Origin of the sequence: Commensalibacter sp. B14384M2 (genome assembly GCF_016101865.1) — a bacterium.
GTDB classification, from domain to species: Bacteria; Pseudomonadota; Alphaproteobacteria; order Acetobacterales; family Acetobacteraceae; genus Commensalibacter; species Commensalibacter melissae.
Genome location: NZ_JACFPS010000005.1, coordinates 28,484 through 51,693, shown reverse-complemented (window position 1 = coordinate 51,693; position 23,210 = coordinate 28,484). Strand labels below are relative to the sequence as shown.

Annotated in this window: 21 protein-coding genes and 1 tRNA gene; 16 read left to right on the top strand and 6 right to left on the bottom strand. The window is 38.1% G+C overall.

The window, feature by feature from the left end:
- Positions 1–10 precede the first annotated feature (10 nt).
- Positions 11–1,237, top strand: a complete 1,227-nt coding sequence (locus tag H3R33_RS08615; protein ID WP_155579952.1) for a pyridoxal phosphate-dependent aminotransferase — start codon at positions 11–13, stop codon at positions 1,235–1,237.
- A gap of 52 nt (positions 1,238–1,289) precedes the next feature.
- Here H3R33_RS08615 and H3R33_RS08610 read toward each other — a convergent pair whose 3' ends face one another.
- From H3R33_RS08610 to H3R33_RS08600, 3 genes are read right to left on the bottom strand one after another with little or no spacing between them, the layout of a single operon-like run.
- Positions 1,290–3,173, bottom strand: coding sequence for a cobaltochelatase CobT-related protein (locus tag H3R33_RS08610; RefSeq protein ID WP_198185445.1), 1,884 nt, complete (start codon positions 3,171–3,173; stop codon positions 1,290–1,292).
- A gap of 37 nt (positions 3,174–3,210) precedes the next feature.
- Positions 3,211–4,233, bottom strand: coding sequence for an AAA family ATPase (locus H3R33_RS08605; protein WP_198185444.1), 1,023 nt, complete (start codon positions 4,231–4,233; stop codon positions 3,211–3,213).
- Positions 4,234–4,281: 48 nt separating this feature from the next.
- Complete coding sequence (locus tag H3R33_RS08600; RefSeq protein WP_155568765.1) at positions 4,282–4,875, bottom strand: J domain-containing protein; 594 nt, start codon at positions 4,873–4,875, stop codon at positions 4,282–4,284.
- Positions 4,876–5,058: 183 nt separating this feature from the next.
- Here H3R33_RS08600 and H3R33_RS08595 point away from each other — a divergent pair, with 183 nt between their 5' ends.
- Positions 5,059–5,685 carry an outer membrane lipoprotein carrier protein LolA gene (locus tag H3R33_RS08595; protein ID WP_198185443.1) on the top strand — a complete coding sequence of 209 codons (627 nt, stop codon included), beginning with the start codon at positions 5,059–5,061 and terminating at the stop codon, positions 5,683–5,685.
- Here H3R33_RS08595 and lipB read toward each other — a convergent pair.
- Positions 5,663–6,370: a lipoyl(octanoyl) transferase LipB gene (gene lipB, locus H3R33_RS08590; RefSeq protein WP_110439513.1), complete on the bottom strand. Its 708-nt coding sequence runs from the start codon at positions 6,368–6,370 to the stop codon at positions 5,663–5,665. The two genes, H3R33_RS08595 and lipB, sit on opposite strands and share 23 nt — an antisense overlap.
- A 66-nt stretch (positions 6,371–6,436) precedes the next feature.
- On the opposite strand from lipB, the gene H3R33_RS08585 reads away from it, so the two are divergent.
- Together H3R33_RS08585 and H3R33_RS08580 are read left to right on the top strand one after the other, a co-directional pair.
- Positions 6,437–6,523 (top strand) — tRNA-Leu (locus H3R33_RS08585).
- A 121-nt stretch (positions 6,524–6,644) separates the two neighbouring features.
- Positions 6,645–8,927: an NADP-dependent malic enzyme gene (locus tag H3R33_RS08580; RefSeq protein ID WP_198185442.1), complete on the top strand. Its 2,283-nt coding sequence runs from the start codon at positions 6,645–6,647 to the stop codon at positions 8,925–8,927.
- Positions 8,928–9,094: 167 nt separating this feature from the next.
- Here H3R33_RS08580 and H3R33_RS08575 read toward each other — a convergent pair whose 3' ends face one another.
- Positions 9,095–9,580 carry a hypothetical protein gene (locus H3R33_RS08575; RefSeq protein ID WP_198185441.1) on the bottom strand — a complete coding sequence of 162 codons (486 nt, stop codon included), beginning with the start codon at positions 9,578–9,580 and terminating at the stop codon, positions 9,095–9,097.
- A gap of 72 nt (positions 9,581–9,652) precedes the next feature.
- Entirely contained in the window at positions 9,653–9,913 is a 261-nt protein-coding gene (locus H3R33_RS08570) for a toll/interleukin-1 receptor domain-containing protein (RefSeq protein ID WP_198185440.1), read from the bottom strand.
- Between the two features lie 722 nt (positions 9,914–10,635).
- Between H3R33_RS08570 and galU the strand changes: the two genes are divergently transcribed.
- The 12 genes from galU to H3R33_RS08510 form a co-directional block, all read left to right on the top strand.
- The gene (gene galU / locus H3R33_RS08565; RefSeq protein ID WP_198185439.1) at positions 10,636–11,520 is read left to right on the top strand and encodes a UTP--glucose-1-phosphate uridylyltransferase GalU; all 885 of its coding nucleotides are present in this window, start codon (positions 10,636–10,638) and stop codon (positions 11,518–11,520) included.
- On the top strand, positions 11,520–12,908 hold the full coding sequence (gene pgmG, locus H3R33_RS08560; protein WP_198185438.1) for a phosphoglucomutase/phosphomannomutase PgmG: 1,389 nt from the start codon (positions 11,520–11,522) through the stop codon (positions 12,906–12,908). Before galU ends, pgmG begins: the two co-directional genes overlap by 1 nt.
- A gap of 96 nt (positions 12,909–13,004) precedes the next feature.
- Complete coding sequence (locus tag H3R33_RS08555) at positions 13,005–13,853, top strand: methyltransferase domain-containing protein (RefSeq protein ID WP_155567580.1); 849 nt, start codon at positions 13,005–13,007, stop codon at positions 13,851–13,853.
- Between the two features lie 383 nt (positions 13,854–14,236).
- Positions 14,237–15,466, top strand: a complete 1,230-nt coding sequence (locus tag H3R33_RS08550) for an argininosuccinate synthase (RefSeq protein ID WP_198185437.1) — start codon at positions 14,237–14,239, stop codon at positions 15,464–15,466.
- Between the two features lie 24 nt (positions 15,467–15,490).
- Positions 15,491–15,973 (top strand): FKBP-type peptidyl-prolyl cis-trans isomerase, encoded by a 483-nt coding sequence (locus H3R33_RS08545; RefSeq protein WP_110439519.1) that lies wholly within the window; start codon positions 15,491–15,493, stop codon positions 15,971–15,973.
- Positions 15,974–15,996: 23 nt separating this feature from the next.
- On the top strand, positions 15,997–17,010 hold the full coding sequence (gene trpS / locus H3R33_RS08540; protein ID WP_198185436.1) for a tryptophan--tRNA ligase: 1,014 nt from the start codon (positions 15,997–15,999) through the stop codon (positions 17,008–17,010).
- Positions 17,011–17,013: 3 nt separating this feature from the next.
- Positions 17,014–17,430 (top strand): secondary thiamine-phosphate synthase enzyme YjbQ, encoded by a 417-nt coding sequence (locus H3R33_RS08535; RefSeq protein WP_122122895.1) that lies wholly within the window; start codon positions 17,014–17,016, stop codon positions 17,428–17,430.
- A gap of 20 nt (positions 17,431–17,450) precedes the next feature.
- On the top strand, positions 17,451–18,182 hold the full coding sequence (locus tag H3R33_RS08530) for a ComF family protein (RefSeq protein ID WP_198185435.1): 732 nt from the start codon (positions 17,451–17,453) through the stop codon (positions 18,180–18,182).
- Positions 18,183–18,272: 90 nt separating this feature from the next.
- Complete coding sequence (gene grxC / locus H3R33_RS08525; protein WP_155564878.1) at positions 18,273–18,527, top strand: glutaredoxin 3; 255 nt, start codon at positions 18,273–18,275, stop codon at positions 18,525–18,527.
- 48 nt (positions 18,528–18,575) lie between these two features.
- Positions 18,576–19,058, top strand: a complete 483-nt coding sequence (locus tag H3R33_RS08520) for a DUF2147 domain-containing protein (protein ID WP_198185434.1) — start codon at positions 18,576–18,578, stop codon at positions 19,056–19,058.
- 353 nt (positions 19,059–19,411) lie between these two features.
- The gene (locus H3R33_RS08515; RefSeq protein WP_155564880.1) at positions 19,412–19,753 is read left to right on the top strand and encodes a DUF6616 family protein; all 342 of its coding nucleotides are present in this window, start codon (positions 19,412–19,414) and stop codon (positions 19,751–19,753) included.
- Positions 19,754–19,836: 83 nt separating this feature from the next.
- The coding region (locus tag H3R33_RS08510) for a hypothetical protein (protein ID WP_198198904.1) at positions 19,837–23,210 on the top strand (3,374 nt) is incomplete at its 3' end.

Genomic DNA, 23,210 nt, shown 5'->3' with positions numbered 1-23,210 from the left:
GATATTGGTTATGAATAATGAGGAAATTGCAATTGAACCCGCTCTTGCCTCAAGAATGAGCGGGTTTGAGGCTCCTGCAACCATCGCGATGTCAATGCGGGCAAGGGTTCTGAAAGCAGAAGGAAAAAATGTTATTTCCCTGGCCCTGGGACAGCCTGATTTTTTAACACCCAAAATAGCTATTGAGGGAGGTTATCAGGCGGCTTTGGAAGGAAAAACGAAGTATCCTCCTATCGACGGTTTTTTATCGTTGAAAAAGGCCATACAAAAAAAATTCAAGGAAGAAAATGGTGTCGATTATGCATTGGACGAAATTATGGTTGCAAATGGGGTTAAACAGATTTTGTTCAATGCCTTGATGGCGACTTTAGATCCGGAAGATGAGGTCATTATTCCGGCACCCTATTGGACTAGTTATCCAATTATGGTACGATTTCTGGGAGGGAATCCGGTTCATGTTGTTTGTCCTGAAAAAGATAATTTTGTCTTAAAGGCAAGGCAATTAAAAGCCGCTATTACGCCTAGGACCAAATGGCTGATTTTGAATTCCCCCAGCAATCCAACTGGTGCTGTCTGGACAAAAGAAGACTTGCTGGCATTGGTTGAGGTATTGAGGATTAATCCTCAGATATGGATTTTTGCTGATGAAATTTACGAACATCTGATTTTTGACGGGCAACGCCATCATTCATTGGCGGCTTTGGCACCAGAATTAAAAGATCGTATTTTAACGGCGAATGGGGTTTCTAAAACTTTTGCAATGCCAGGTTGGCGTATAGGCTATGCCGGTGGGGTAAAGCGTTTGATTAGAGCGATGCTTAAAATTCAAAGCAATTCAACCTCTGGTGCCTGCAGTGTCAGTCAGGCAGCTGCTACTGCGGCTTTGCAATATGCGCAAAAAGAAGTTGAATCAATGAAACTGGCTTATGATCGACGTCGTAAAAAAATGACGGCCGCCTTTTCAGCAATGAATGGTATAAGCTGTAATATTCCACAGGGGGCCTTTTATATATATCCAGGTATTGCCGGCTGTATTGGAAAAAAAACAGCTCAGGGAAGGTTGATTGCCAATGATCAGGATTTTGCTGAAGCATTATTGGAAGAGACTTATGTTGCGGTTGTTCCCGGATCAGCGTTTGGTTTAAGTCCCTACTTGCGTATAGCTTATGCCGCTGATGATGTCGTTCTTGAAGAGGCCTGTCAAAGAATTTCCCAGTTTGTGCAAGGGTTATCCTGATCGTATTCATTAATACTCCGGTTTTCTTGAGTATTAATGAAGGGGTTGAAAATTATTTAGATTGAATTTTGTCTTTTTCATCAAATAGTTTGGTGAGTTCGTGAATCATTGTTCCCCCCAATTCTTCTGCCTTGGTGATTGTCACGGCATGTTTGTAGTAACGTGTTACATCATGCCCAATTCCAATGGCTACAAGCTCGATTTCAGCACGATTTTCGATTTTGCGAATCATGCGTTTAAGATGATTTTCAAGATATTCCGATCCATTCGTCGATAAAGTGCTATCATCAACTGGCGCTCCATCAGAAATAACCATTAAAATTTTACGTTTTTCTACACGGGTTTTAAGTCTTTGCCATGCCCAAAAAAGTGCCTCTCCATCAATATTCTCTTTTAACAAGCCATCCTTGAGCATAAGGCCTAAATTACGTTTGGCTCGTCGCCATGGCTGGTCGGCAGCTTTATAAATAATATGGCGTAAATCATTTAACCGTCCTGGATTCTGGGGACGTTTGTCAGCCAACCATTTTTCACGACTGCGTCCACCTTTCCAGGTCTGGGTTGTAAAACCGAGGATTTCTACCTTAACGGAACAACGTTCAAGAGTTCTGGCCAGAATATCTCCACACATTGCCGCAATGGAAATAGGGCGCCCTCGCATGGATCCAGAATTATCGATTAACAGTGTTACAATCGTGTCTTTAAAACCGGTTGATTTTTCTTGTTTAAAGCTCAGAGAATTGGTTGGGTTGGTGATTATTCTTGTTAATTTGCTGGCATCGAGAAGTCCTTCCTCCTGATCAAAATTCCAGCTTCTGATTTGTTGCGACATCAATTTGCGTTGTAAACGATTGGCCAGCTTGGATATGATATTTTGTATTTCCTGTAATTGTTGATCAAGCTGGTTTCTTAGGAAGTCTAGCTCGTTTACGTCGCAAATCTGTTCAGCGGTAACTACCTCATCAAATAATTTTGTGTAAATGTGATAGGATGCATCTTCAACATCAGCTAAAGTATCCGGAGGTTGTTGTGAGGGGCCACCAGCTTTTTCAGATTTATCACTTCCCATGGTTGAATCCGGTTTTTCTTGATCCTCCATATTCAGGGGAATTTGTGAAAATTGCTGTTCAAGTTCGCTTTCTTGCTGTTCTTGTTTTTCTTCAGGGTAATCTGGATTGCTATCTTTGTTTTGATCCGCGGTATCTTGAGAGGATTCTTCCTTGCCATTATCGGATTTTTCCTCTTCTCCTTCTAGTAAACGATAGGCTTGAAGCAATTGTTTGGTAGCTTGTGCATAATGATCTTGGTCAGTCAAAGCCTCTTTCATGGCCTTGAGAGCTTTTTCACCCTGGGGTGTTAATTGATTGCGCCATAATTGCAGAATTTTACGAGATGCTGTTGGTACTGTTTTTCCAGTCAATGTTTCATAAACAAGTAAAGAAAGAGCTTTTGCAGGAGATAATTGTTCCGCCTTGTTCATCCTTGCATGCCCTTCTATATGACTGTTATGTTCCATAACTGCCTGCAGATTGGCGGCAACCCCTGCCATCTTCTTGCTTCCTAATGCCTCCACACGGACTTGTTCCAGGGCATTGAAACTATTTTGAGCATCCCCTGATGTTAAGTCTGGTGGTGAAGGAAGATCATTATCATGATATTTTAGATATAGGGCCAGTGCATCAGCTTGTCCCCTAATGAATTGCAGGGTTTTTGCATCTTGTATTTCTGGTGGTTGTGGAAGATACACGTTTTCCTTATTGTTTTTGGATTGATATTGACGATTGTTGACCGTGCTTGAACAGAAATTGATATTGGTTGCCGTATAACCACTTAAAGTATGTATGGTACCAATCAGGGCTTGTTTGAAACGTTCAGGATTATAAGCGGTTTGAAAATTGAGTAAATCAGTCTGTCTGTTCTTCTGATTTTTAGGCATTATAATCCTCTTGTTAAATCGGATAATTCAATATTGTTTAAACCGTTTTAGGATCGGTTGTTAAAAGGTCAACATTAAAACAGCGTTGGTAATATTCTGCTACAATTCCGTGTTCTGACAGGTCGCATTTATTTAGGAAGGTTAGGCGGAAAGACAATGCAAGATCATGAAAGATTGTATAGTTTTCAGCCCAGCTGATGACAGTGCGAGGAGACATTACAGTAGACAGTTCCCCTTCGGCAAATCCAATTCGGGTTAAATTGGCCAATGCTACCATTGATTCAATCTGTTTTTTTGTTTCTGCGTCCTGAGGCTGTAAATTCATTTTTGCCATGATTATTTTAATTTCTTGTGGAGGGGGTAAATAATTCAGTGCGGCAACAATATTCCAGCGATCCATTTGACCCTGATTGATTTGTTGAGTGCCATGATACAGCCCGGTCGTATCTCCCAATCCAATGGTGTTTGCGGTTGCAAAAAGACGAAAGGATGGATCAGGGCGGATAACTCGATTTTGATCCAGCAAGGTCAGTTTGCCTTCTGTTTCAAGCACACGTTGAATGACAAACATAACATCAGGACGGCCAGCATCATATTCATCAAAAATAAGTGCACATGGATGCTCTAAAGCCCATGGAAGTAAACCCTCTTGAAATTGTGTAACTTGTTTTCCGTCCTTTAGGATGATGGCATCCTTTCCAATCAAGTCAATACGGGAAATATGGCTATCGAGATTGATGCGAATACATGGCCAGTTCAGGCGGGCAGCGATTTGTTCGATATGGGAGGATTTTCCCGTACCATGAAATCCCTGTATCATGACCCGTCGATTATATTGAAATCCTGCAAGAATGGCATGAGTGGTATCTAGATCAAAAAAATAGTTTGGATCCAGATCGGGAACCAGTGAGGTTTTTTTTGAAAATCCCTTGACCTCCATATCAAGATCAATATCAAATGTTTTTCTTACGTTAAACAATTTATCTGGTTTTGATAACATAGAAATGTCAGGTAAATCGGTTTTATCGGGATTAGTTAGGTTTGAAGTTGATCTGGACATAGAAATTATCCTGTGTAGAAGAGTTATTTTAATGATCTAAATGATTTTTTATTTTGCTTCAATCATATTTGTCAAATATGTTCGGAGTAGGGAATAAGCTGCATTAATCTTTTTAAATTTTTCTTCCAAATCCGCGTCACCACCATTTGTATCAGGATGATATTTACGGGCAAGCTTGGTATATCTTTTTTTTAAACTGACCAACGAAAGTGGCCAGCTAATTTCCAGTAATTGCAAAGCTTTTTGTAATTCTTGGGGGATATTGGGTTTCTGTCCGGTATCATGATGTGTTTTTGTTCTGGTTTTTTGAAAAAGCCGTAGTGGATCATGGAATGATTGCTCATTTAAAAGATTTTTTTTCCCTAATCTACCAAGCTTCCACGAAGGTTTATCCCATACAGCGGCGGAACGCATGTGTTCCTCTATTTGCGCAGTATTCATTCCCCTGAAATAATCCCAGTTTTTGTTATATTCCCGAATATGGCTAAAACAGAACCAATAATAGTCATGTAACTGGTGACGGGATTTTGGTGCCCGATATTCTGCTGGTTCTCTGCATCCTGGCATGTCACAATAACGGTGCGGTGTTGTTTTTGCATTGTTGGGATCAAACATGGTTGCCCATTTCTTTTTAAACATCATAAGTATTTTGATTTCATAAGAAATAGAATAGAAAAGTAAGGAACATTGTTCTTGGAAGAATATCACAAGAATTGGGGAAAAATGAATTATATTCCAAAAAACGGTTATAATTCAAAGGGCATATTAAAGATATTTTATAATTCTGATATAGAATTAATCATCTTGATATAAAGAGGTAAGGCGATGAGAATAGATAAAATCATGAATGGGATATGCAAAAAAATAATATTGCTTTTTCCGTTTATATTAATGGCATGTCAGGTTAATCAGAAAGCAAGACCTACTTGCGAGCTCGTTTCAATTTCAAGGGTTGAAAGTGCCCTGAACGATCCAAGGGGATTTGAGGGACAATTCACGCAAATTTGGTCAAATGGTAATCAATCTGAAGGACGTATCGTTTATGTACCTGGAAAATTACGTTTAAATTATGAAACCCCTTCCACAATGATTGTTGTTGCAAAGGGTAAAAAAATGGTGGCAAAAAATTTTGACGATCATTCTGTTACACATATTGGATTGGCAAGAAACCCTTTGGGATTAATGCTAAATAGCCCTGTTCATTTATCATCACCCATTCTTGTAACGGCAATACAAAAGGGAACACAGGCTTTGCAAATTTCATTGGCAAGCGGGGATAATCCATCCCAAGGTTTGTTAACTCTACGGTTTCAAGATGTAAATGGTCAGTTAACCCTTGATCAGATGCAAGCTATAGATGTGCGTAAACGGCAAACGATCATGAATATTTCAAATGTTCATATGGGTTTAAGTGTTAAAAATAATTATTTTAACTATCCTGATCAACCATAAGGTCAGAAGGTGGTGACCGCAATTTTAAAGAATAGACAAACACTTGCTGCCAGGCTTGACAGAGGACTTGGTCTATCGTATCAAATGAAGTATTAATTCCTAGTTCATGCATGCTCGTAATTCCATATTCCTTCAATCCACAGGGGACTATTCCGGAATAATTTTCCAGTTTGGGATTAATATTCAACGCAATTCCATGCCAGCTGATCCAATGGGATAGCTTAATTCCAATTGCGGCAATTTTTTTCTCTTTTTTTGTAACAGGATCGGTAACCCATAATCCGACACGCCCTTCTTTTTTTTCTGCTGCGATATTGAATTGTTGAAGGGTGAGAATGATCCAGTCTTCAAGTTTGTGAATGAATGCGCGAATATCATGATCGGGAAAAGTGGGATGGGGTTTACGTAAATCCATCATTACATAGATGATTCGCATTCCTGGACCATGGTAAGTCCATTGTCCACCCCGATTAGTATGAAAAACAGGAAAATTCTGTGGATTGAACAAATCGCTCTCTTTTGCCGATGTTCCCGCAGTGTAAAGCGGAGGATGCTCCAAAAACCATAGGCATTCTGCCGCTTTCCCATCAAATATTTTTTGAACGTAATTTTTCATCCATTGAATTGCGGTGGGATAGGGAACAACTTTTTTGCTTTTTTGCAAAAATATTGGTGTGATAGCCATTGCTAGAAACTCTTTCATCGGTTATAGAGAAAGCATATTGGATTGAATTATGAAAATCAATCCCGTGCGACCGTGGCGGAATGGTAGACGCGCAAGCTTGAGGTGCTTGTGGGGAAATACCCCGTGGAAGTTCGAGTCTTCTCGGTCGCACCACATTCTTGTTGCGACTTGAATATAGAACCTATTTTCTTTTCATTTGCCTTTGATATATAATTTTACCAATTTTACAAAGATTTATTTGTAAAAATGTCATGATTGCAATGAAGAGGAAATTATGGATCATAAATTTAAGCAAGATGCGTTGGATTATCATGAATATCCAACACCAGGGAAATTAACAATAACACCAACAAAAAGAATGGCGACTCAAACTGATTTGTCCTTAGCCTATTCCCCAGGGGTGGCGGCACCATGTTTGGAAATTAAAAGGGATCCTAGTTTGGCTAGCAAATACACGGCCAAAAGTAACCTGGTTGGGGTTATTTCCAATGGTACGGCTGTTTTGGGGTTGGGAAACATCGGGCCCTTGGCGGGAAAACCCGTTATGGAGGGCAAGGCGGTTTTATTCAAGAAATTTGCTGGTATTGATGTTTTTGATATCGAAGTTGATGCCAATGATCCGGAACATTTCTGTAATGTTGTCGCGGCGCTTGAGCCAACTTTTGGCGGAATTAATTTGGAGGATATCAAGGCGCCTGAATGTTTTATTATTGAACAGAATCTAAAATCCAGAATGAATATTCCGGTTTTTCATGATGATCAACATGGAACGGCGATTGTCGTAAGTGCGGCTACCATTAATGCCTTGCGAATTCAGAATAAGAAAATTGAAGACGTTAAATTGGTCACTTCTGGGGCTGGGGCGGCAGCTATTGCATGTGTAAATTTATTGGTAACTCTGGGATTAAAACCTGAAAATGTCATTTTAACGGATATTGATGGAGTGGTGTGGCAAGGCCGCGATCCAAATATGCCAGAAAATATGGCACGTTATGCCAAAGACACGCAGGCTCGCCGTTTGGAGGATGTTATAGCGGGTGCGGATATTTTTCTTGGTGTTTCTGTGGCTGGAGTTCTGAAAAAAGAATGGGTGGCAAAAATGGCATCCAATCCTTTGATTCTGGCATTGGCAAATCCGGAACCTGAAATCACTCCAGAAGAGGTTGGCAGTATTCGATCAGATGCGATTATGGCAACAGGTCGTTCTGATCATCCAAATCAGGTTAATAATGTTTTATGTTTCCCTTTTATATTTCGCGGAGCCCTAGATGTTGGGGCAACCGAAATAAACGAGGAGATGAAAAAAGCCGCCGCTTATGCATTAGCAAATCTGGCGACACAAGAAGCCAATGAGGTTGTCGTGGCCGCTTATGGCGGTCAGGCACCTGCCTTTGGTCCTGAATATATTTTGCCAAAACCTTTTGATCCGCGATTAATTTTGGAAATTGCGCCAGCGGTTGCAAAAGCGGCCATGCAAACAGGGGTTGCCTTACGTCCGATTGATGATTTTAATGGATATCTGGAGCATCTGATGCAATTTGTGTTCAGAACCAGTCAGGTTATGCAACCTGTATTTGCAGCTGTTCATCAACATAAAGGACTGCAAAAGGTTGTCTTTTCTGAAGGCGAAAATGATAGGGTTTTACGTGCTATTCAAACTATGGTTAATGAACAGATGGTTTTACCTTATGTTATTGGAGATCAGAAAAGGATTCATGAAAAAATTACTCAATTGGGGTTAAGCTTAAAAATTGGTAAGGATTTAACAGTTTATGACCCCCAAAAGGATAACGCATTTTTGCAAACACTGGAAAAACCTTATCAGAGATTGGTTGAAAGAACGGGTGTTCCTCCGTCTTTGGCGTATGAACAGCTCTATAGAAGAAAATCAATTCTAGCAGCGATGCTTTTAAGGGAGGGTCATGTTGATGCAGCACTTGTTGGTGGATTTGGTGAATGGTATCGTCATTTTAAGACATTGAAAAATATTATCCCCAAACAGGATGGAGTAAAGGAATTCCATACTATTTCTGCTATGATTCAGTCAAATGTAGCGCTTTTTATGGGGGATACTTATTTACATCTGGACCCTACGGCTGAGGAAATTGCTGAATTAACTTTATTGGCTTCTGAAATGGTATCTATGTTTGGTATGGTACCAAGAGCCGCTTTATTATCTTATTCTTCTTTTGGAACGGGAAAATCTGAATCAGCATTAAAAATGAAAAAAGCCCTGGCCATAATACGTGAAAAGAATCCTTCATTGGAAATTGACGGGGAAATGCAGGGTGATGCTGCGTTAAGTGAAACCTTGCGTTCGAGATTAATTGATGATTCACCCTTGAGAGGAAATGCCAATTTGTTAATTATGCCCAGTCTTGATGCGGCAAATATTGGATTTTCCTTGAGTCGTGTGGTTGGAAATGGACTGCAGATTGGTCCTATAACGCTTGGCACAACAAAGCCGCTTCATGTTCTTACGGAAAATACAACGGCACGAGGTATCGTGAATCTGACAGCTATTGCCATTCGCCAATCATTAAGAAAAAAACAATAAATTTGATTGCAATATTAGGAAAATATTGTAATCTTGTTCAAGATTACTGAATTTACTGTGTATAAAAGAGTGAGATCCATTTTTTCACTCTTTATTTTTTCATCAAAAATTGCATATTTGCGATTGCTTGTAAAACACGCATTAAAATTTTGGATAAAATATAAAAATTATAATTCTACAATTAATTGTTTAACTTCAGGGGAAACAGTTAGAATTAGATTTCCGTAAGGGTTAAATGTGCCTGAATGAGATGGTACATTATAATTGAAATGAAAGTTATTGTCGTGTTTGCGTAATTCGTACAAGTGGCATTTTAAAGATTTGTAGCTATAATAAATTAAAGGAACCGGGGGAAGCGTTAATCCCATTTTTGGATCTTTATACATTGTTTTGAGTCTTTCAAAAAAACCGGGATTTATTTTTTTGATTTCCAATAATATTTTTGAAATTATAGAAGACAACGGGCTTCGTTGAGGTAGATCTATCGTATTTTTATTATTTGCTGGAAGATATTTATTTTCAAATTCATTTATTTTTTTAAATAATGAATCGAAGTCTATGATAGGTAAACGGTTAAAGCCGATTTCATTTTTAATGATCTCAAATATATCTGTTATCTTATTCTTATCTGAAATGTTGCCGCCCTCAAGCAAATTTAATGGGCTCGGTAAGGTGTCAACGGTTAATCCAGAGTGACAAAGTGGAATAACATTGATATTTTTTTGCTATCCTGCCCCACATTCAAAACTGATCCAGGGACGTTGAATACTTTTGGGACTGCAAAATACAATCATGATGGCACTATTTTTTAAATTTTCTTCAATTTCATCAAACCATCTTTGACCCGGTTTTATGGAGAAACTGGACGTGAAAACATGGACTTGTCCAAAAAAACTGTCTTCGATTAATTGTTGAAATATACTTGTAAGTTCTTTTTCTTCTGTAATATGACTTAGGAAAATCGTTTTTTTGATTAATTCTGGCATTTATAAAGTGACCTTGTTATAAACCCTTTTTTAACATTATGAATAATAATGACAAATTTAGGAAAGTATACATTAATATTAACAAAATGAAATAAAATAAATTGATCAAGTGGAAGCTGATAAATTGTGTAATAAAATTATACACATGAACTAATATAAATTTTATAAAATATGATTTTCTTCATATGACCAAAAAATTGGCAAAATATATCCAGGATTTTATTCCATATATTGTTTTCACGATAGATTAGCTGTAAAAAGAAAGTATATTTAAATTATTTAAGCTTTTTTAAATAAATATTATTTAAAAATAATTTAAGTTATTTAAATAGTAATGGTTTTTTAATTAAGTATAATCTTCCAAAGATGTGTATTTTATTCATCTTTGGTTTTTTTTGATTCACATTATATTTAAATATTATCAAGATAAATTTAATTCGATATATTTGTAATAGCAATCATTTCTGGGAAGTTTGAAAAAACAAATTTTTCTGTTAAAATTTAGTTTTATTATGGTAGCATTATTACCCGTAATTATTAGACATAATTTGATTAAGATTCACATATAGGTATTTAATTAAAAGGGAATTCCGCGTTTAGAATGTGGCCTTCTTGTCATAATTTTTACATATTCTTATCAAATTGTGAAATAATATTTGTTTTGTTCTAAATTAGACATTAACATATTTGTTTTTTATTATTAAATTTCAAGGTAGAGTTCTGTGATTAAACCTTTAAAAAAAGCTGTATTACCTGTCGCTGGCTTAGGAACACGTTTCTTGCCCGCAACCAAATCAATGCCAAAAGAAATGTTGCCTGTTGTTGATCGTCCATTGATTCAATATGCACTGGATGAGGCGCGTGCGGCAGGAATTGAACAGTTTTGTCTGATTACAGGTCGAGGAAAAGATTCTCTAATTGATTATTTTGATGTTGCTTATGAGCTTGAGGATACACTGCGACAAAGAGGTAAAAAAGAGTCTCTGGAGGCTCTCCATCCATCTAGTATTGAGGCAGGTTCTTTAACCGCTTTGCGTCAGCAGTCTCCATTAGGGTTGGGGCATGCAATATGGTGTGCTCGTACATTTGTTGGCGATGATCCATTTGCCATTTTATTACCGGATGATTTGATTATGGCAGCGCCAGGATGTTTGGCGCAAATGGTTGAAGTTTATAATGAATATGGTGGAAACGTTGTCGCTGTTACCGAGGTTCCTCGTGAAAAGACATCCAGTTACGGTATTGTGGATATTGAAAAGGATGATGGAAAACTGGTCACGATTTCCGGGGTTGTAGAAAAGCCGGAGCCTGAACAGGCTCCCTCTAATCTTTCAATTATTGGACGTTATATTTTGTCACCTGAAATTATGAAATATCTTTCTAAAATGGAAAAAGGTGCAGGAAATGAAGTTCAATTGACAGATTCTATGGAAAAATTGATTGGACAAATGCCTTTTCATGGGTTGAGATATAATGGGGTTCGGTATGATTGTGGAAGCAAATCTGGATTTCTAGAAGCTCAGGTTGCCTTTGCTTTGAAACGTCCCGACCTAGCTCCGGCCATGCGTAAGATAATACAGAAATATGCCCATGAAGAGGTTAAATAATGGAACATCAACGTGTAATTAATTCGACAATCCTGCGAGAATATGATATTCGCGGCATTTATGAACAGACTTTTTTTGTCGAGGATGCCTATGCGATCGGACGGTCCTTTGGCAGTTTGGTCGCAAGGAAAAATGGAAAAAAAGTTGTTGTTGGTTATGATGGTCGGGTTAGTTCGCCTGATTTAGAGGCCGCTCTGGTAAATGGATTAAAGAAAAGCGGTTTGGAAGTTGTCCGTATCGGTCGTGGTCCGACCCCAATGCTCTATTTTGCTTCAACAGTTATGCAGGCTGATGGTGCTGTTATGGTTACGGCCAGTCATAATCCCAAAGAATATAATGGGATGAAATTCATGCTGGGTGGCAAACCGTTTTTTGGTAAGCAGATTCAGGATTTAGGGGCACAGGTTGCGGCTGGTGATGTGGTTCCAGAGGGTAATGGTACGGTTCGCAAGGTTGATGTTTCAGAAGATTATATTAATCGGCTTTTGGAAGATTTTGGGGGAACTGAACGGAAATTACGTGTTGTCTGGGATAACAGTAATGGGGCTGCTGGTGATATTCTAACCCGTTTGGTTCAGAAGTTGCCCGGTGAACATATTGTTCTGAATGGAACGATAGATGGCGATTTTCCCGCTCATAGTCCAGACCCTACTGTTCCCAAAAACCTTGTTCAGCTTCAGAAAGAGGTGATCAATCGCAAGGCTGATATTGGTATTGCGTTTGATGGTGATGCCGATCGTATTGGCGTGATTGATGACAAAGGTAATATCCTTTGGGGTGATCAGCTTATGGTTATTTTTAGTCGTGATATTCTTGCGAGCAATCAAGGGGCAACGATTGTTGCCGATGTTAAAGCAAGCAAAATTCTTTTTGATGAAATTCAAAAAGCGGGTGGAAATCCTTTGATGTGGTGTACTGGACATTCCTTGATCAAGGCCAAAATGGCTGAATCAAAGGCTGTTCTCGGTGGGGAAATGTCTGGTCATATTTTCTTTGCAGATAAATGGTACGGGTTTGACGACGCATTATACGTTGCAGTCAGAACGCTTGATATTGTCGCCCGGTTAAAGGGTCCTTTATCAGAAGTAACAGAGTCTTTACCCAAAGCAATTTCTACTCCTGAAATTCGTTTTGATTGTTCCGATGAGCGTAAATTCACCGTTGTCCGTGAAGTGGCTGAACGGTTAAAGGAAGAGAAGGCCAATGTCGTGACGATTGATGGTGTAAGGGTGAATACAGAAGATGGATGGTGGCTTTTAAGGGCTTCCAACACTCAAGCTGCTTTAGTGGCACGAGCGGAGAGTACATCTGATGAGGGATTGGAGCGATTGAAAAATGCTTTAAAAGCCCAGTTGAAGGCTTCTGGTGTGGAATTTCCAGAAGAATAAATTGAGATTAGAATTTTAACTGGTTTCTATTTTTTTATAAAAAGGATACAGTCTAGCGATTGTATCCTTTTTGTTATCTATCAAATGATATATGCCATGAATGTTCCATTATTATTTAACCGTTCTCTTCTGAAATTGCATCGAGATAGATCTGTTTTATATCATTTTGAAATACAGGATATCTTTCAACAATGTACGGATCGGTTATTGGAACGACTTGACGATATAAATCGTTCCTTTGAATTTGCCTTGGAAATCGGAGGGCGAGGGTATGTTTCTTCCTACTTAAAAAATAGAAAAATAAAGGTGATATCGGCAGATTTGTCGGCAGATTTGGTCTCAATGAATGTAAATTCGAAAATCTGTATGGATGAAGAATTCTTGCCTTTTAAATCAGGATGCTTTGATCTGGTTATTGCGAATTTTAACTTGCATTGGGTTAATGATTTGCCTGGTACTTTATTACAAATTCGAAGAATTTTGAAACCTGATGGTCTTTTCCTGGCGGCAATTCCTATACTTCCGACTCTTTCTTTATTACGAACCGTAATGGCTGAAGTTGAAATGGAATATTGTGGTGCTGTTTTGCCGCATATTTCTCCATTACCTGATTTAAGATCATGTGCAAGTTTGATGCAACGGGCTGGTTTTGCCTTACCCACCATTGATAAGGAGGCGATTGAAATTGTTTATCGCTCTTCATTGGCTTTATTTCGGGATCTGCGTTGGGCAGGGGAAACAAATTCCTTGCAAATGCATCAGGCTTATTTTGCAAAAAAAACTTTATTTGCCGAATTTATTGCACGTTTGGAAACTTTTAAACCTATTAAAGTTGATATAAATTTTGCCATTTTAACAGGTTGGTCTCCCGACGCGTCACAACCTCAACCTTTAAAACCTGGTCAATTCAAAATGTCTTTGGAAGAAGCGTTGCGGAATAAATAGAATCAGTTTTAATTTACGAATAATATAAAATTGTAAAATTTTGAAAAACTTGGGAAAGATTGTTTAATTTAATTGAAAATAAAATTTTTATTTTGGAATTTAATTTTTTAGATTATATGAAAAAAATCTGATTGTTAATTTTTTTAGAATAAGAAAAAGTTCTGCATAATTTTAAATTTATTGATCTATTTATTATTGAACAATAGTTGTAATAATTTAAGTTATATAAATCAAATAGTTATTAAATATACATTTTTATTCATAATATATTTTTTTTAAAATTTTAATTTTAGGGTTCTAGCAAAGAATGATGATTTAAAAAGCTTTATATTGATGATATAACCGATCATAATTGTAGAATTTTGATATGAAAAGTAAGCGGTATGGCACATAAGAATGTAAAAAAAGTTGTTCTGGCCTATTCGGGAGGGTTGGATACTTCTGTTATTTTACGGTGGTTACAAAAAACATATGAATGTGAGGTTGTAACCTTTACGGCTGATTTGGGACAAGGGGAAGAATTGGGTCCAGCCCGTAAAAAAGCGGAAATGTTTGGTGTAAAAGAAATTTTTGTCGAGGATTTGCGTGAAGAATTCGTAAGGGATTATGTCTTTCCAATGTTTCGTGCCAACACGCTATACGAAGGACAATATTTATTGGGAACCTCAATCGCGCGTCCACTTATTTCTAAAAGACAAATTGAAATTGCCGAACAGGTGGGGGCTGATGCCGTTGCGCATGGGGCAACGGGTAAAGGGAATGACCAGGTTCGATTTGAGCTGGCCTATTATGCATTAAAACCCGATGTCACTGTTATTTCGCCTTGGCGTGAATGGGATCTCGCTTCTCGTACCCGTTTATTGCAGTTTGCTGAAGAAAATCAGATTCCGGTTACTCATGACAAACGTGGGGAAGCTCCCTTTTCGGTCGATGCCAATCTTTTACATTCATCTTCGGAAGGGAAAATTTTGGAAGATCCTTCCCTTCCTCCTGATGAAGCTGTTTTTCAGCGAACAATTTCACCGGAAGATGCTCCAGATAAGGCGACTGAAATCAGTATTGATTTCAAAGCTGGTGATCCTGTAGCGATTAATGGAATTGTAATGTCCCCGGCAACTATACTGGCCCGTTTGAACGAGTTGGGTAAGGCCAATGGTATCGGGCGTCTTGATCTGGTTGAAAATCGTTTTGTTGGCATGAAATCCCGTGGAATTTATGAAACACCGGGTGGAACGATCTTATTATTTGCCCATAGAAACATGGAATCGATCACTCTTGATCGTGAGGCCGGGCATTTAAAGGATAGTATCATGCCTCGTTATGCGGAATTAATTTATAATGGTTTTTGGTTCTCACCAGAGCGCCGAATGCTGCAGGCCCTGATTGATGAAAGTCAGCATTCTGTTACCGGTCGTGTAAAATTGAAGCTGTATAAAGGTAATATTATCTTGATGGGACGTGAAAGTCCGAATAGTCTCTATGACATGCGTGTTGTAACATTTGAAGATGATGAAGGTGCATATAATCAAATGGATGCACAGGGCTTCATTAAATTAAATGCGTTACGACTACGTTTGGGAGCACAGGCAGGTCGACGTGGCGGTGCCTTGTAAAATTTGAATTATCAGGAGTTGAAAATGAAAAAGATGCTTTCTTGGATAGTTCCTGCGGTTTTGGCAATTCCCTTGGTTGCTTGCGCCGGTAGTAAAAAGGAGCAACTAACCCCCGAACAGTTTATGCAAAAGGTTGAGGCTGAACCGGGAGTGAAAACATTACCCAGTGGATTGGCTTACCGTATTATCCAGTCTGGAAACCCTAAGGAAGCCTCTCCTGCTCCAGGGGATCTAATTTTGGCGGAATATGAAGGGCGTTTGCCAGACGGTGTCATATTTGATTCATCAGATCGGCATGGTGGTGGTTTAATGCAAATGCCTGTCGAGGGATTAATACCTGGCTGGATGGAAGCCCTGCCTAAAATGCATCCTGGCGATGTTTGGCAGCTTTATGTTCCGCCTAAATTAGGGTATGGAGAAAAATCTATGGGGATTATTCCTTCAAATAGCCCATTAATTTTTAAGATTCATCTTGTTGGGGTAACCAAAAACCAACCGGATAACTAATAAATAAAGGATTAAGGTGATTTATGAGTGTCAAGCCGTCAGGTAAGCGCGTATTTTCAGGAATTCAACCAACTGGTATCCCGCATTTGGGAAATTATCTGGGGGCCATTCAGTACTGGGTTGATATTCAACAGGATAATGAATGTATCTATTGCCTGGTTGATATGCATGCCTTGACGGTTTGGCAGGAACCCGTATCCCTACGAAAACAGATTTTGGAACAGACGGCTGTTTTATTGGCTGCTGGTATTGATCCCAACAAGCATATCTTATTTAATCAATCAGCTGTATCCGCTCATGCGCGTTTGGCGTGGATTTTCAATTGTGTTGCGCGAATTGGCTGGATGAACCGGATGACACAGTTTAAAGATAAGGCGGGCAAAAACAGGGAGGCCAATTCTGTAGGATTGTATGTTTATCCTAATTTAATGGCCGCTGATATTTTGGCATATAGGGCAACGTGTGTACCTGTTGGTGAGGATCAGCGTCAACATCTGGAATTAACAAATGATATTGCCCAGAAATTCAATCATGATTACAAAACCGATTTCTTTCCTGTTGTCGAGGGATTTATTCCAAAAACAAGCGCCCGTGTAATGAATTTAAGGGATGGTAGTAAAAAAATGTCCAAATCGGATCCTTCCGAACAGGGGAGGATTGAGTTACTGGATGAGGATGATGTAATTACGAATAAAATTAAACGGGCAAAAAGTGATTCTGAACCCTTACCGTCTGAACAGGAAGGGTTGTCACATCGTTTAGAGGCGTTAAATTTAGTGTCAATTTATTCGGTTTTAGCCAAGCAATCGATTAAACAGGTGCTCCAGGATTTTGGCGGAAAAGGATTTAGTCCTTTTAAATCCGCATTGTCGGATCTTTTAATTCAAAAAATTGCACCAATCAGAGAGGAAACAAAGAAATTGTTGGCAGATAAACAATATCTACAGACAATTTTGAAAGAGGGTGCCGAAAAGGCATCAGCAATTGCTGATCCTATTGTGTCTGAAGCAGAATATATCGTGGGGTTTTTAAAATAAAGAATGAAACAGCAGGTTGGTAAATTGAGTGTTAAAACGCAAGGTCAGGGATTAACCATGATTACGGCTGACCTGTCCAGTTGGATTTTGCGATCAGCCATCAATACTGGCCTGTTAACGATATGGTGTAAACATACATCAGCTTCTTTAATCGTTCAGGAAAATACGGATATTTCGGTAAGAAGTGATATTCTAAATTATTTTAATGATCTTGTTCCAGAAAATCGCTCCTATCAGCATGCTGATGAGGGGAGTGACGATATGCCCGCCCATTTAAAAACGATGTTGACCGAAACCTCCTTGTCTATTCCTGTCATTGATCGGAAATTAAGTTTAGGGTCATGGCAGGCCGTTTATTTGTTTGAACATAGAAAAAGGCCACATATTCGAGAACTGGTTTTACATGTAATGGGGAACTAGAGAATAATGATATTAAGAAAATGCTATCGAAAGCTTATCTTGATATAATTGATTTTTTATTTCCGCCACGCTGTATTTTATGCGATGTTCATATTCAACGATCTGGATATTTATGCTCTGACTGTTTCAAACAGCTTGAATTTATTGTGGAGCCTTGTTGTGAACAATGTGGAACGCCTTTTCTTTCTGATTCAGAGGCGGGAGAGGATCATCTTTGTTTGAGTTGTCGGGAAGAGCCATGTTTATGGGAGAAGGGGCGGGCAGCTTTTGTATATAACGAAGGGATTAAAAAGTTAATTTTACCCTTAAAATATGCAGATCGGTTGAATGGCTTGAACTTTTTAGCAGGTTCTATTTGGAATATTGCCAATCCCTTTTTTGATAATGCTTCATATATAATTCCTGTTCCGTTATACAAGAAACGTTTGCGACATAGAAAATACAATCAATCGGCCCTGCTGGGAAAAAAATTGGCCAAAAGATCAAATATTCCCCTTTTATTATTGGCCTTGAAAAGAATTAGGGATACACAGTCCTTGGGACATTTGAATAAACAGGAACGACAAGATTTACTGGAAAATGCATTTCAGGTTAATCCAGTCTATTTAAAAATTCTTCAGGGTAAGACAATTATATTGGTGGATGATGTTATGACCACGGGTAGTACCCTGATGGCCTGTAGCAGAATATTACTAGAAGCGGGTGTAAAACGCATATTTGTGGTTGTTATTGCAAAAGTAAGTTATTTCTGAAAATAAAATTATTCATTTATAGTTTATAAATTATAGATTATCATAAATAAGATATATTATTTGTAATTAAATGTTTTTGGGAGAAAAACTATGGCAAAAGTTGAAATATATACACAACCAGGATGTCCTTTTTGTCAAAAAGCTTTGACGCTCTTGAATTCAAAAGGCGTGAAATTCAATCAGATTAATGCTCCTAAAGGTACGGCAGAACGAGAAGAGGCAATAAAACGTTCGGGGGGTAAGACTACTGTTCCGCAAATTTTTATAAATGGCCAGTCAGTGGGTGGATGTGATGATTTGTTAAGGATGGAAGAGACCGGGAAGCTTGATGCATTATTGAAATAAATCAATAAATACTGATTTATTTATTAATAAATGGAGATAATTAAGCAAGTGTTAAATAAAAGTAAAGTTATAACCAAGATCTTAGGTGCTGTAATAAGCGGAATGTTCTTATGTTGTCCCTTTTATGAAAGTTACGCACAAAATCTGAATGAAACTAGATCCATGCCAGAAATTGGATTATGGACAACCAAGGCAGAAGACGGTGTTTTTCAGATATATAAATGTGGTGAGGGTCTTTGTGGTAAATTTGTAGGGATGCAATATAAAGGACCTGTTGCTCCCGTGAGTTCTAAAGGAACTTCCCAGTGCAATTTTTTAATGTTACGTAATTTTATACGTAAGGAAAAAAGTAAATATTGGGTAGGAAAAATTATAGATCCCCGAAATGAAAAAATTTATGATGCCAAAATCTGGATAGATGATCATGATCAATTAAAAATCCGCGGTTTTATGGGGATCAGTTTATTTGGTGAAACACATGTTTGGCATCGATATAATCATGTGATTGATAGAGGTTGTAGAATTAAATAATATTATTTTATTTCTACAAATAATTATTTTTTATTATTTCAATTGTTATTAAGAGCGTAATTAATAAATCGTAATGATTTATAAATTACGCTCTTAATTATTATTATATTTTATATTTCGAATAAATTATTATTAAATCAAAGAATAGATTTTATAAATATTCGTTAAATTATATCAATAATAAATAAATCGTATTAAATTAATGATTTATTCTTTGTATTTTTATTGATATTATTAAAGATAAATTTTATTTATTGAATCAATTACATATTTTTTATCTTATTTAAAAAATTTTTTATATAAAGATTAGGAAACTGATTTTATATAAAAATGGTGAATTAAAAGGAAATATTATGGCCTATGTATTTACCCAGGTTTTTACCGGTAGGGAAAAATGGATAAAGCTTACAAAGGCAATTAAAGAACAAGTTTTGCAACGCATGATTTCAAGTCTATCAACCTTGGCAGGTGAAAATCGGGTCCAGTTAATCGCTATTGGTCAAATAGAAGGAAAAGTTCCTCGTGCAGTGGATGCGGAATATTATGTAACTTGGTCTGTACCAATTAATGAGTTGACTTCATATATAGTTAGGCATTTTCAAGAAAGTGAATGGAATGAATATTTTGAATTGGTCAATATTGGGGGGAAAGCTTTGACTATCCCTCAATTTGCGGAAGTTATTTTAAGAGAATAATGCCAGATATATTTAACTAAATCATATTTAATCAATTGAACAATATTTAAAAATACCATTGACTTTAATTAAGGATGAAATTAATGCAGCCTACACGTGTACAAGATGCAGCCACATTGAGAAGTGGTGAAGATTCAGTTCCCGAGTCTGACGATTCTTCAGCAACTTCTTCCTTAATTTCTTCCTCAAGTTTTGATCATACGTCAACGTTTGCCATGCTTCAGCCAATTCCCGGTGCTACAAGCAACTCTATTGAATATGATCCATCTCAGGCGCATCCTGAATGGGGATCGGGTTATGAACCTGATCCTAATGGGTTTAATGATAATACATTTGCCTTTAATTTTACATCTTTGACATTTTCCATGACAGATCCTACCGACATGATGAGCACGATTGCAGCGGCGGCTGGACAAGGCTGGGATTTGTTTGCAAACGCACTTGATCCTGATTCATCCAGGATTGTTATTAATGATCCGGGTCAAGGTAATGACCTGTTGATAGGCGATGGATTGCAACTTGTTGTTGGAGCCACGCTTAGGGATCTATTAAAAAAGAATGGGGTAGATATCACTAATCCCATCATTAGAAAACTTATAAAAGAACAGGATTGGGGGCAAAAATTTCTAAGCCAGATTGATAATTTGATCAGTGCCCAGAATGGTCCAGGACACATGATTATCTGGAATAAAACCGGCGTTATGGTTAGTGCGGGTGACAACAAGGCAACCATGGAAGTGAGGGCTGGCAACAAACTTTATGTGGGAGACACAAACAGTTCAGGATATGATGCCTTTGGAACGGGAAATTTACAATTAGGTTATAATGAAAAAAGTGCAACGGGTTCCGCATCGCTGATCCTAGATGAAGGGTCATATCTAAGTGTTAATGGATTTTTGGGTGGAGCGGCGGATAAATCCTATGCAGGTCAATCCATTGGTTCAGGTATGGAAAATCAAAGAACAGGTGCTGTTTCAACCCAAAATCATGTAAAAATGGATGTTGATGGAAATTGGGGGCTTGTTGGTGATATTCGACCCGATAAACCAGCCAATTGGACACGTGTAGGCAATAATAACAAGATTAATGTCGGAGGTACATTGGGGGTTTATATGTTGGCCTCCATGACAATTGGAAGTGATACAGAGATAAGTGTTGGATCCAATGGTTGGGCCCATACAGGAAGTGGTGTGTTTGTCGGTTCAGGTGGGTATATGTCCACTGGCTTGGGAAACAGGTTTACCATTGCTGGTGGTATGGGTGCCGGTTATATGGATCTGTCCGCTTCGGGGAAGGCGGCGCAGCTGATAATTGGTGATGATAATGTCATTCATCTTACCAACAGAAATGCCGGCATATTTGCAGCTGAGGCAGGGGCATCCGTTACAGTGGGGGATAATTTGACCTTAACAGGGGCTGAAATATCAGTCGGTTATGGTCAAAATAGTATGGACCGAATTATTGATGAGGATTCCAAGTACCGTACTGCCTATATGTCTATCGGTAACGATGCCAATATTTCTCTAGGTTATGAAAATTTGTATCCGATGGCCAATGCTCCATCCTTTGCAGAGGATGGTGTGATAAGATTAGATGCCAGTAATTCACTTTTACAGTTTGGAACAGGACTTGCGCTTGAAGCGAATATAATTTCCCTGGGACATTATTTAAAAGATACTTCCAATTCAAATTTTATAGACAGTGATGGTAATGCCCTGGCTGAATTCAAGGTCGGTTCAAATAATAGCGTTGTCATTGGCTCAGGGGCAAATATCAGTTTGGGTTCTGGTATTGTTATTAATGAAAACCAGGGATATGTCGATTTGCAGGGAGGTGTTCTGAATGCTGGGTACATTCGTATGGGTCGATATTACATTGAAAATCTGGAAGTTCCCATAAACGGATCCAGTTATATATACCAGAATAATTCAAGTGCGTCGATTCATATTGGGGACGGTTATCAAGTCAGCTTGACCCAAGATATTACCATTGATGGCAGCTTTGATCGGTTAAATATTGGTGATAATGTCGGCATTCAAGGAAACGGGATGTATCTTGGTGATTTTAGAGGGATTGGTTCAGAAACCAATCATCCTACATCAAGATCATTGATTTCTGCCGGAAATCTAACCTCAATGACAATAAGTGGTGACATCAATCTGAATGGTAATGCAAATTCAGTGATGTTGGGGAGCCAATCTTTATTGGAAACTACTGACGGCAATTTAAATATAGATGGAATAAACCAGCTGTTGACTATAGGAAATGGGGGGATTTTATCCGCTGCAAAAACGCTGCTTCAGAATGGTAGTAAAAGCATTATTTCTGTTGGCAATGAAGGTAGGATTGTCGCGAGTGCTATCCAGCTAATAGGTAATGGTGAAACGTTCACTATCGGTGATAATGCTGGTATTTCTGCAGACCGAATTATTATCGGTTATCGCGGGGGTTCTTTAACGATAGGAAAAAATGTTGATTTTGATGTTCATAATTTTGATGTTAATGTATCCCGAACGGTAACATTAGGGGATGGAGCTACAGGATATATAGGTGATACAACCACGGTTGATAAAACGGTTTTCAATACGGGTAATGCGAATAATCTTGAGTTTGGCAATATATCCCTTGGCGATAATAACAAATTTAATGTTTCAGGATCAATCAAGGGAGCTGGTATAAGCCTGGGTAGCAATACATCGTTTACAGCTGCAACAAATGCATCGGTTAATTTTGGTAGTGGTAATGTCACGTTATCGAATAAAAATAATAGTTTTAAATTAAATGATAATGTTACTTTTACGGCTGGAACAGTCACTGCTGATTTGAATACGAACAATTTTATCCTAGGCTCGAATGATTTTTATGATCTAAGAGGTTGGAATTTATCAAATACGTCAGGCCCTGCCAAAACATTCACTGTCGGGAATGGAGCTACCGGCAATTTTGGTAATGTAAATTTATTGGGTAAAAATGTCACCTTCAATACGGGTAATGCGAATAATCTTGAGTTTGGCAATATATCCCTTGGCGATAATAACAAATTTAATGTTTCAGGATCAATTACAGGAACTGGGATAAGTCTGGGTAGCAATACATCATTTACAGCTGTAACGAATGCATCGGTTAACTTAGGTGGTGGCAATGTCACGTTATCAGGTACCGGTAATAATTTTATACTAAATAATAATGTTGCTTTTACGGCCGGAACAGTCACTGCTGATTTGAATACGAACGACTTCACCCTGGGTTCGAATGATATCTATGATGTGAAAGGATGGAATCTATCGAATTCATCAAGTCTTGCAAAAAGCTTTTCCATTAAGGATGATGCGGCTGGTAATTTTGGTGACGTGAATTTATTGGGAAATATCACGTTCAATACAGGTAATATGAGTAATCTGACCTTTGGCAATGTCACGTTATCAGGTACCGGTAATAATTTTATACTAAATAATAA

What these genes read in the sequence shown, in the direction of transcription:
- grxC (WP_155564878.1), top strand. Translation starts at nt 18,273, where the DNA reads ATGGCAAAAGTTGAAATATATACACAACCAGGATGTCCTTTTTGTCAA.
- lipB (WP_110439513.1), bottom strand. Translation starts at nt 6,370, where the DNA reads ATGGCTATCACACCAATATTTTTGCAAAAAAGCAAAAAAGTTGTTCCC.
- H3R33_RS08615 (WP_155579952.1), top strand. Translation starts at nt 11, where the DNA reads ATGAATAATGAGGAAATTGCAATTGAACCCGCTCTTGCCTCAAGAATG.
- H3R33_RS08535 (WP_122122895.1), top strand. Translation starts at nt 17,014, where the DNA reads ATGAAACAGCAGGTTGGTAAATTGAGTGTTAAAACGCAAGGTCAGGGA.
- H3R33_RS08550 (WP_198185437.1), top strand. Translation starts at nt 14,237, where the DNA reads ATGGCACATAAGAATGTAAAAAAAGTTGTTCTGGCCTATTCGGGAGGG.
- H3R33_RS08600 (WP_155568765.1), bottom strand. Translation starts at nt 4,875, where the DNA reads ATGATGTTTAAAAAGAAATGGGCAACCATGTTTGATCCCAACAATGCA.
- H3R33_RS08545 (WP_110439519.1), top strand. Translation starts at nt 15,491, where the DNA reads ATGAAAAAGATGCTTTCTTGGATAGTTCCTGCGGTTTTGGCAATTCCC.
- H3R33_RS08515 (WP_155564880.1), top strand. Translation starts at nt 19,412, where the DNA reads ATGGCCTATGTATTTACCCAGGTTTTTACCGGTAGGGAAAAATGGATA.
- H3R33_RS08610 (WP_198185445.1), bottom strand. Translation starts at nt 3,173, where the DNA reads ATGCCTAAAAATCAGAAGAACAGACAGACTGATTTACTCAATTTTCAA.
- trpS (WP_198185436.1), top strand. Translation starts at nt 15,997, where the DNA reads ATGAGTGTCAAGCCGTCAGGTAAGCGCGTATTTTCAGGAATTCAACCA.
- pgmG (WP_198185438.1), top strand. Translation starts at nt 11,520, where the DNA reads ATGGAACATCAACGTGTAATTAATTCGACAATCCTGCGAGAATATGAT.
- H3R33_RS08530 (WP_198185435.1), top strand. Translation starts at nt 17,451, where the DNA reads ATGCTATCGAAAGCTTATCTTGATATAATTGATTTTTTATTTCCGCCA.
- H3R33_RS08580 (WP_198185442.1), top strand. Translation starts at nt 6,645, where the DNA reads ATGGATCATAAATTTAAGCAAGATGCGTTGGATTATCATGAATATCCA.
- H3R33_RS08605 (WP_198185444.1), bottom strand. Translation starts at nt 4,233, where the DNA reads ATGTCCAGATCAACTTCAAACCTAACTAATCCCGATAAAACCGATTTA.
- H3R33_RS08570 (WP_198185440.1), bottom strand. Translation starts at nt 9,913, where the DNA reads ATGCCAGAATTAATCAAAAAAACGATTTTCCTAAGTCATATTACAGAA.
- H3R33_RS08595 (WP_198185443.1), top strand. Translation starts at nt 5,059, where the DNA reads ATGAGAATAGATAAAATCATGAATGGGATATGCAAAAAAATAATATTG.
- H3R33_RS08555 (WP_155567580.1), top strand. Translation starts at nt 13,005, where the DNA reads ATGAATGTTCCATTATTATTTAACCGTTCTCTTCTGAAATTGCATCGA.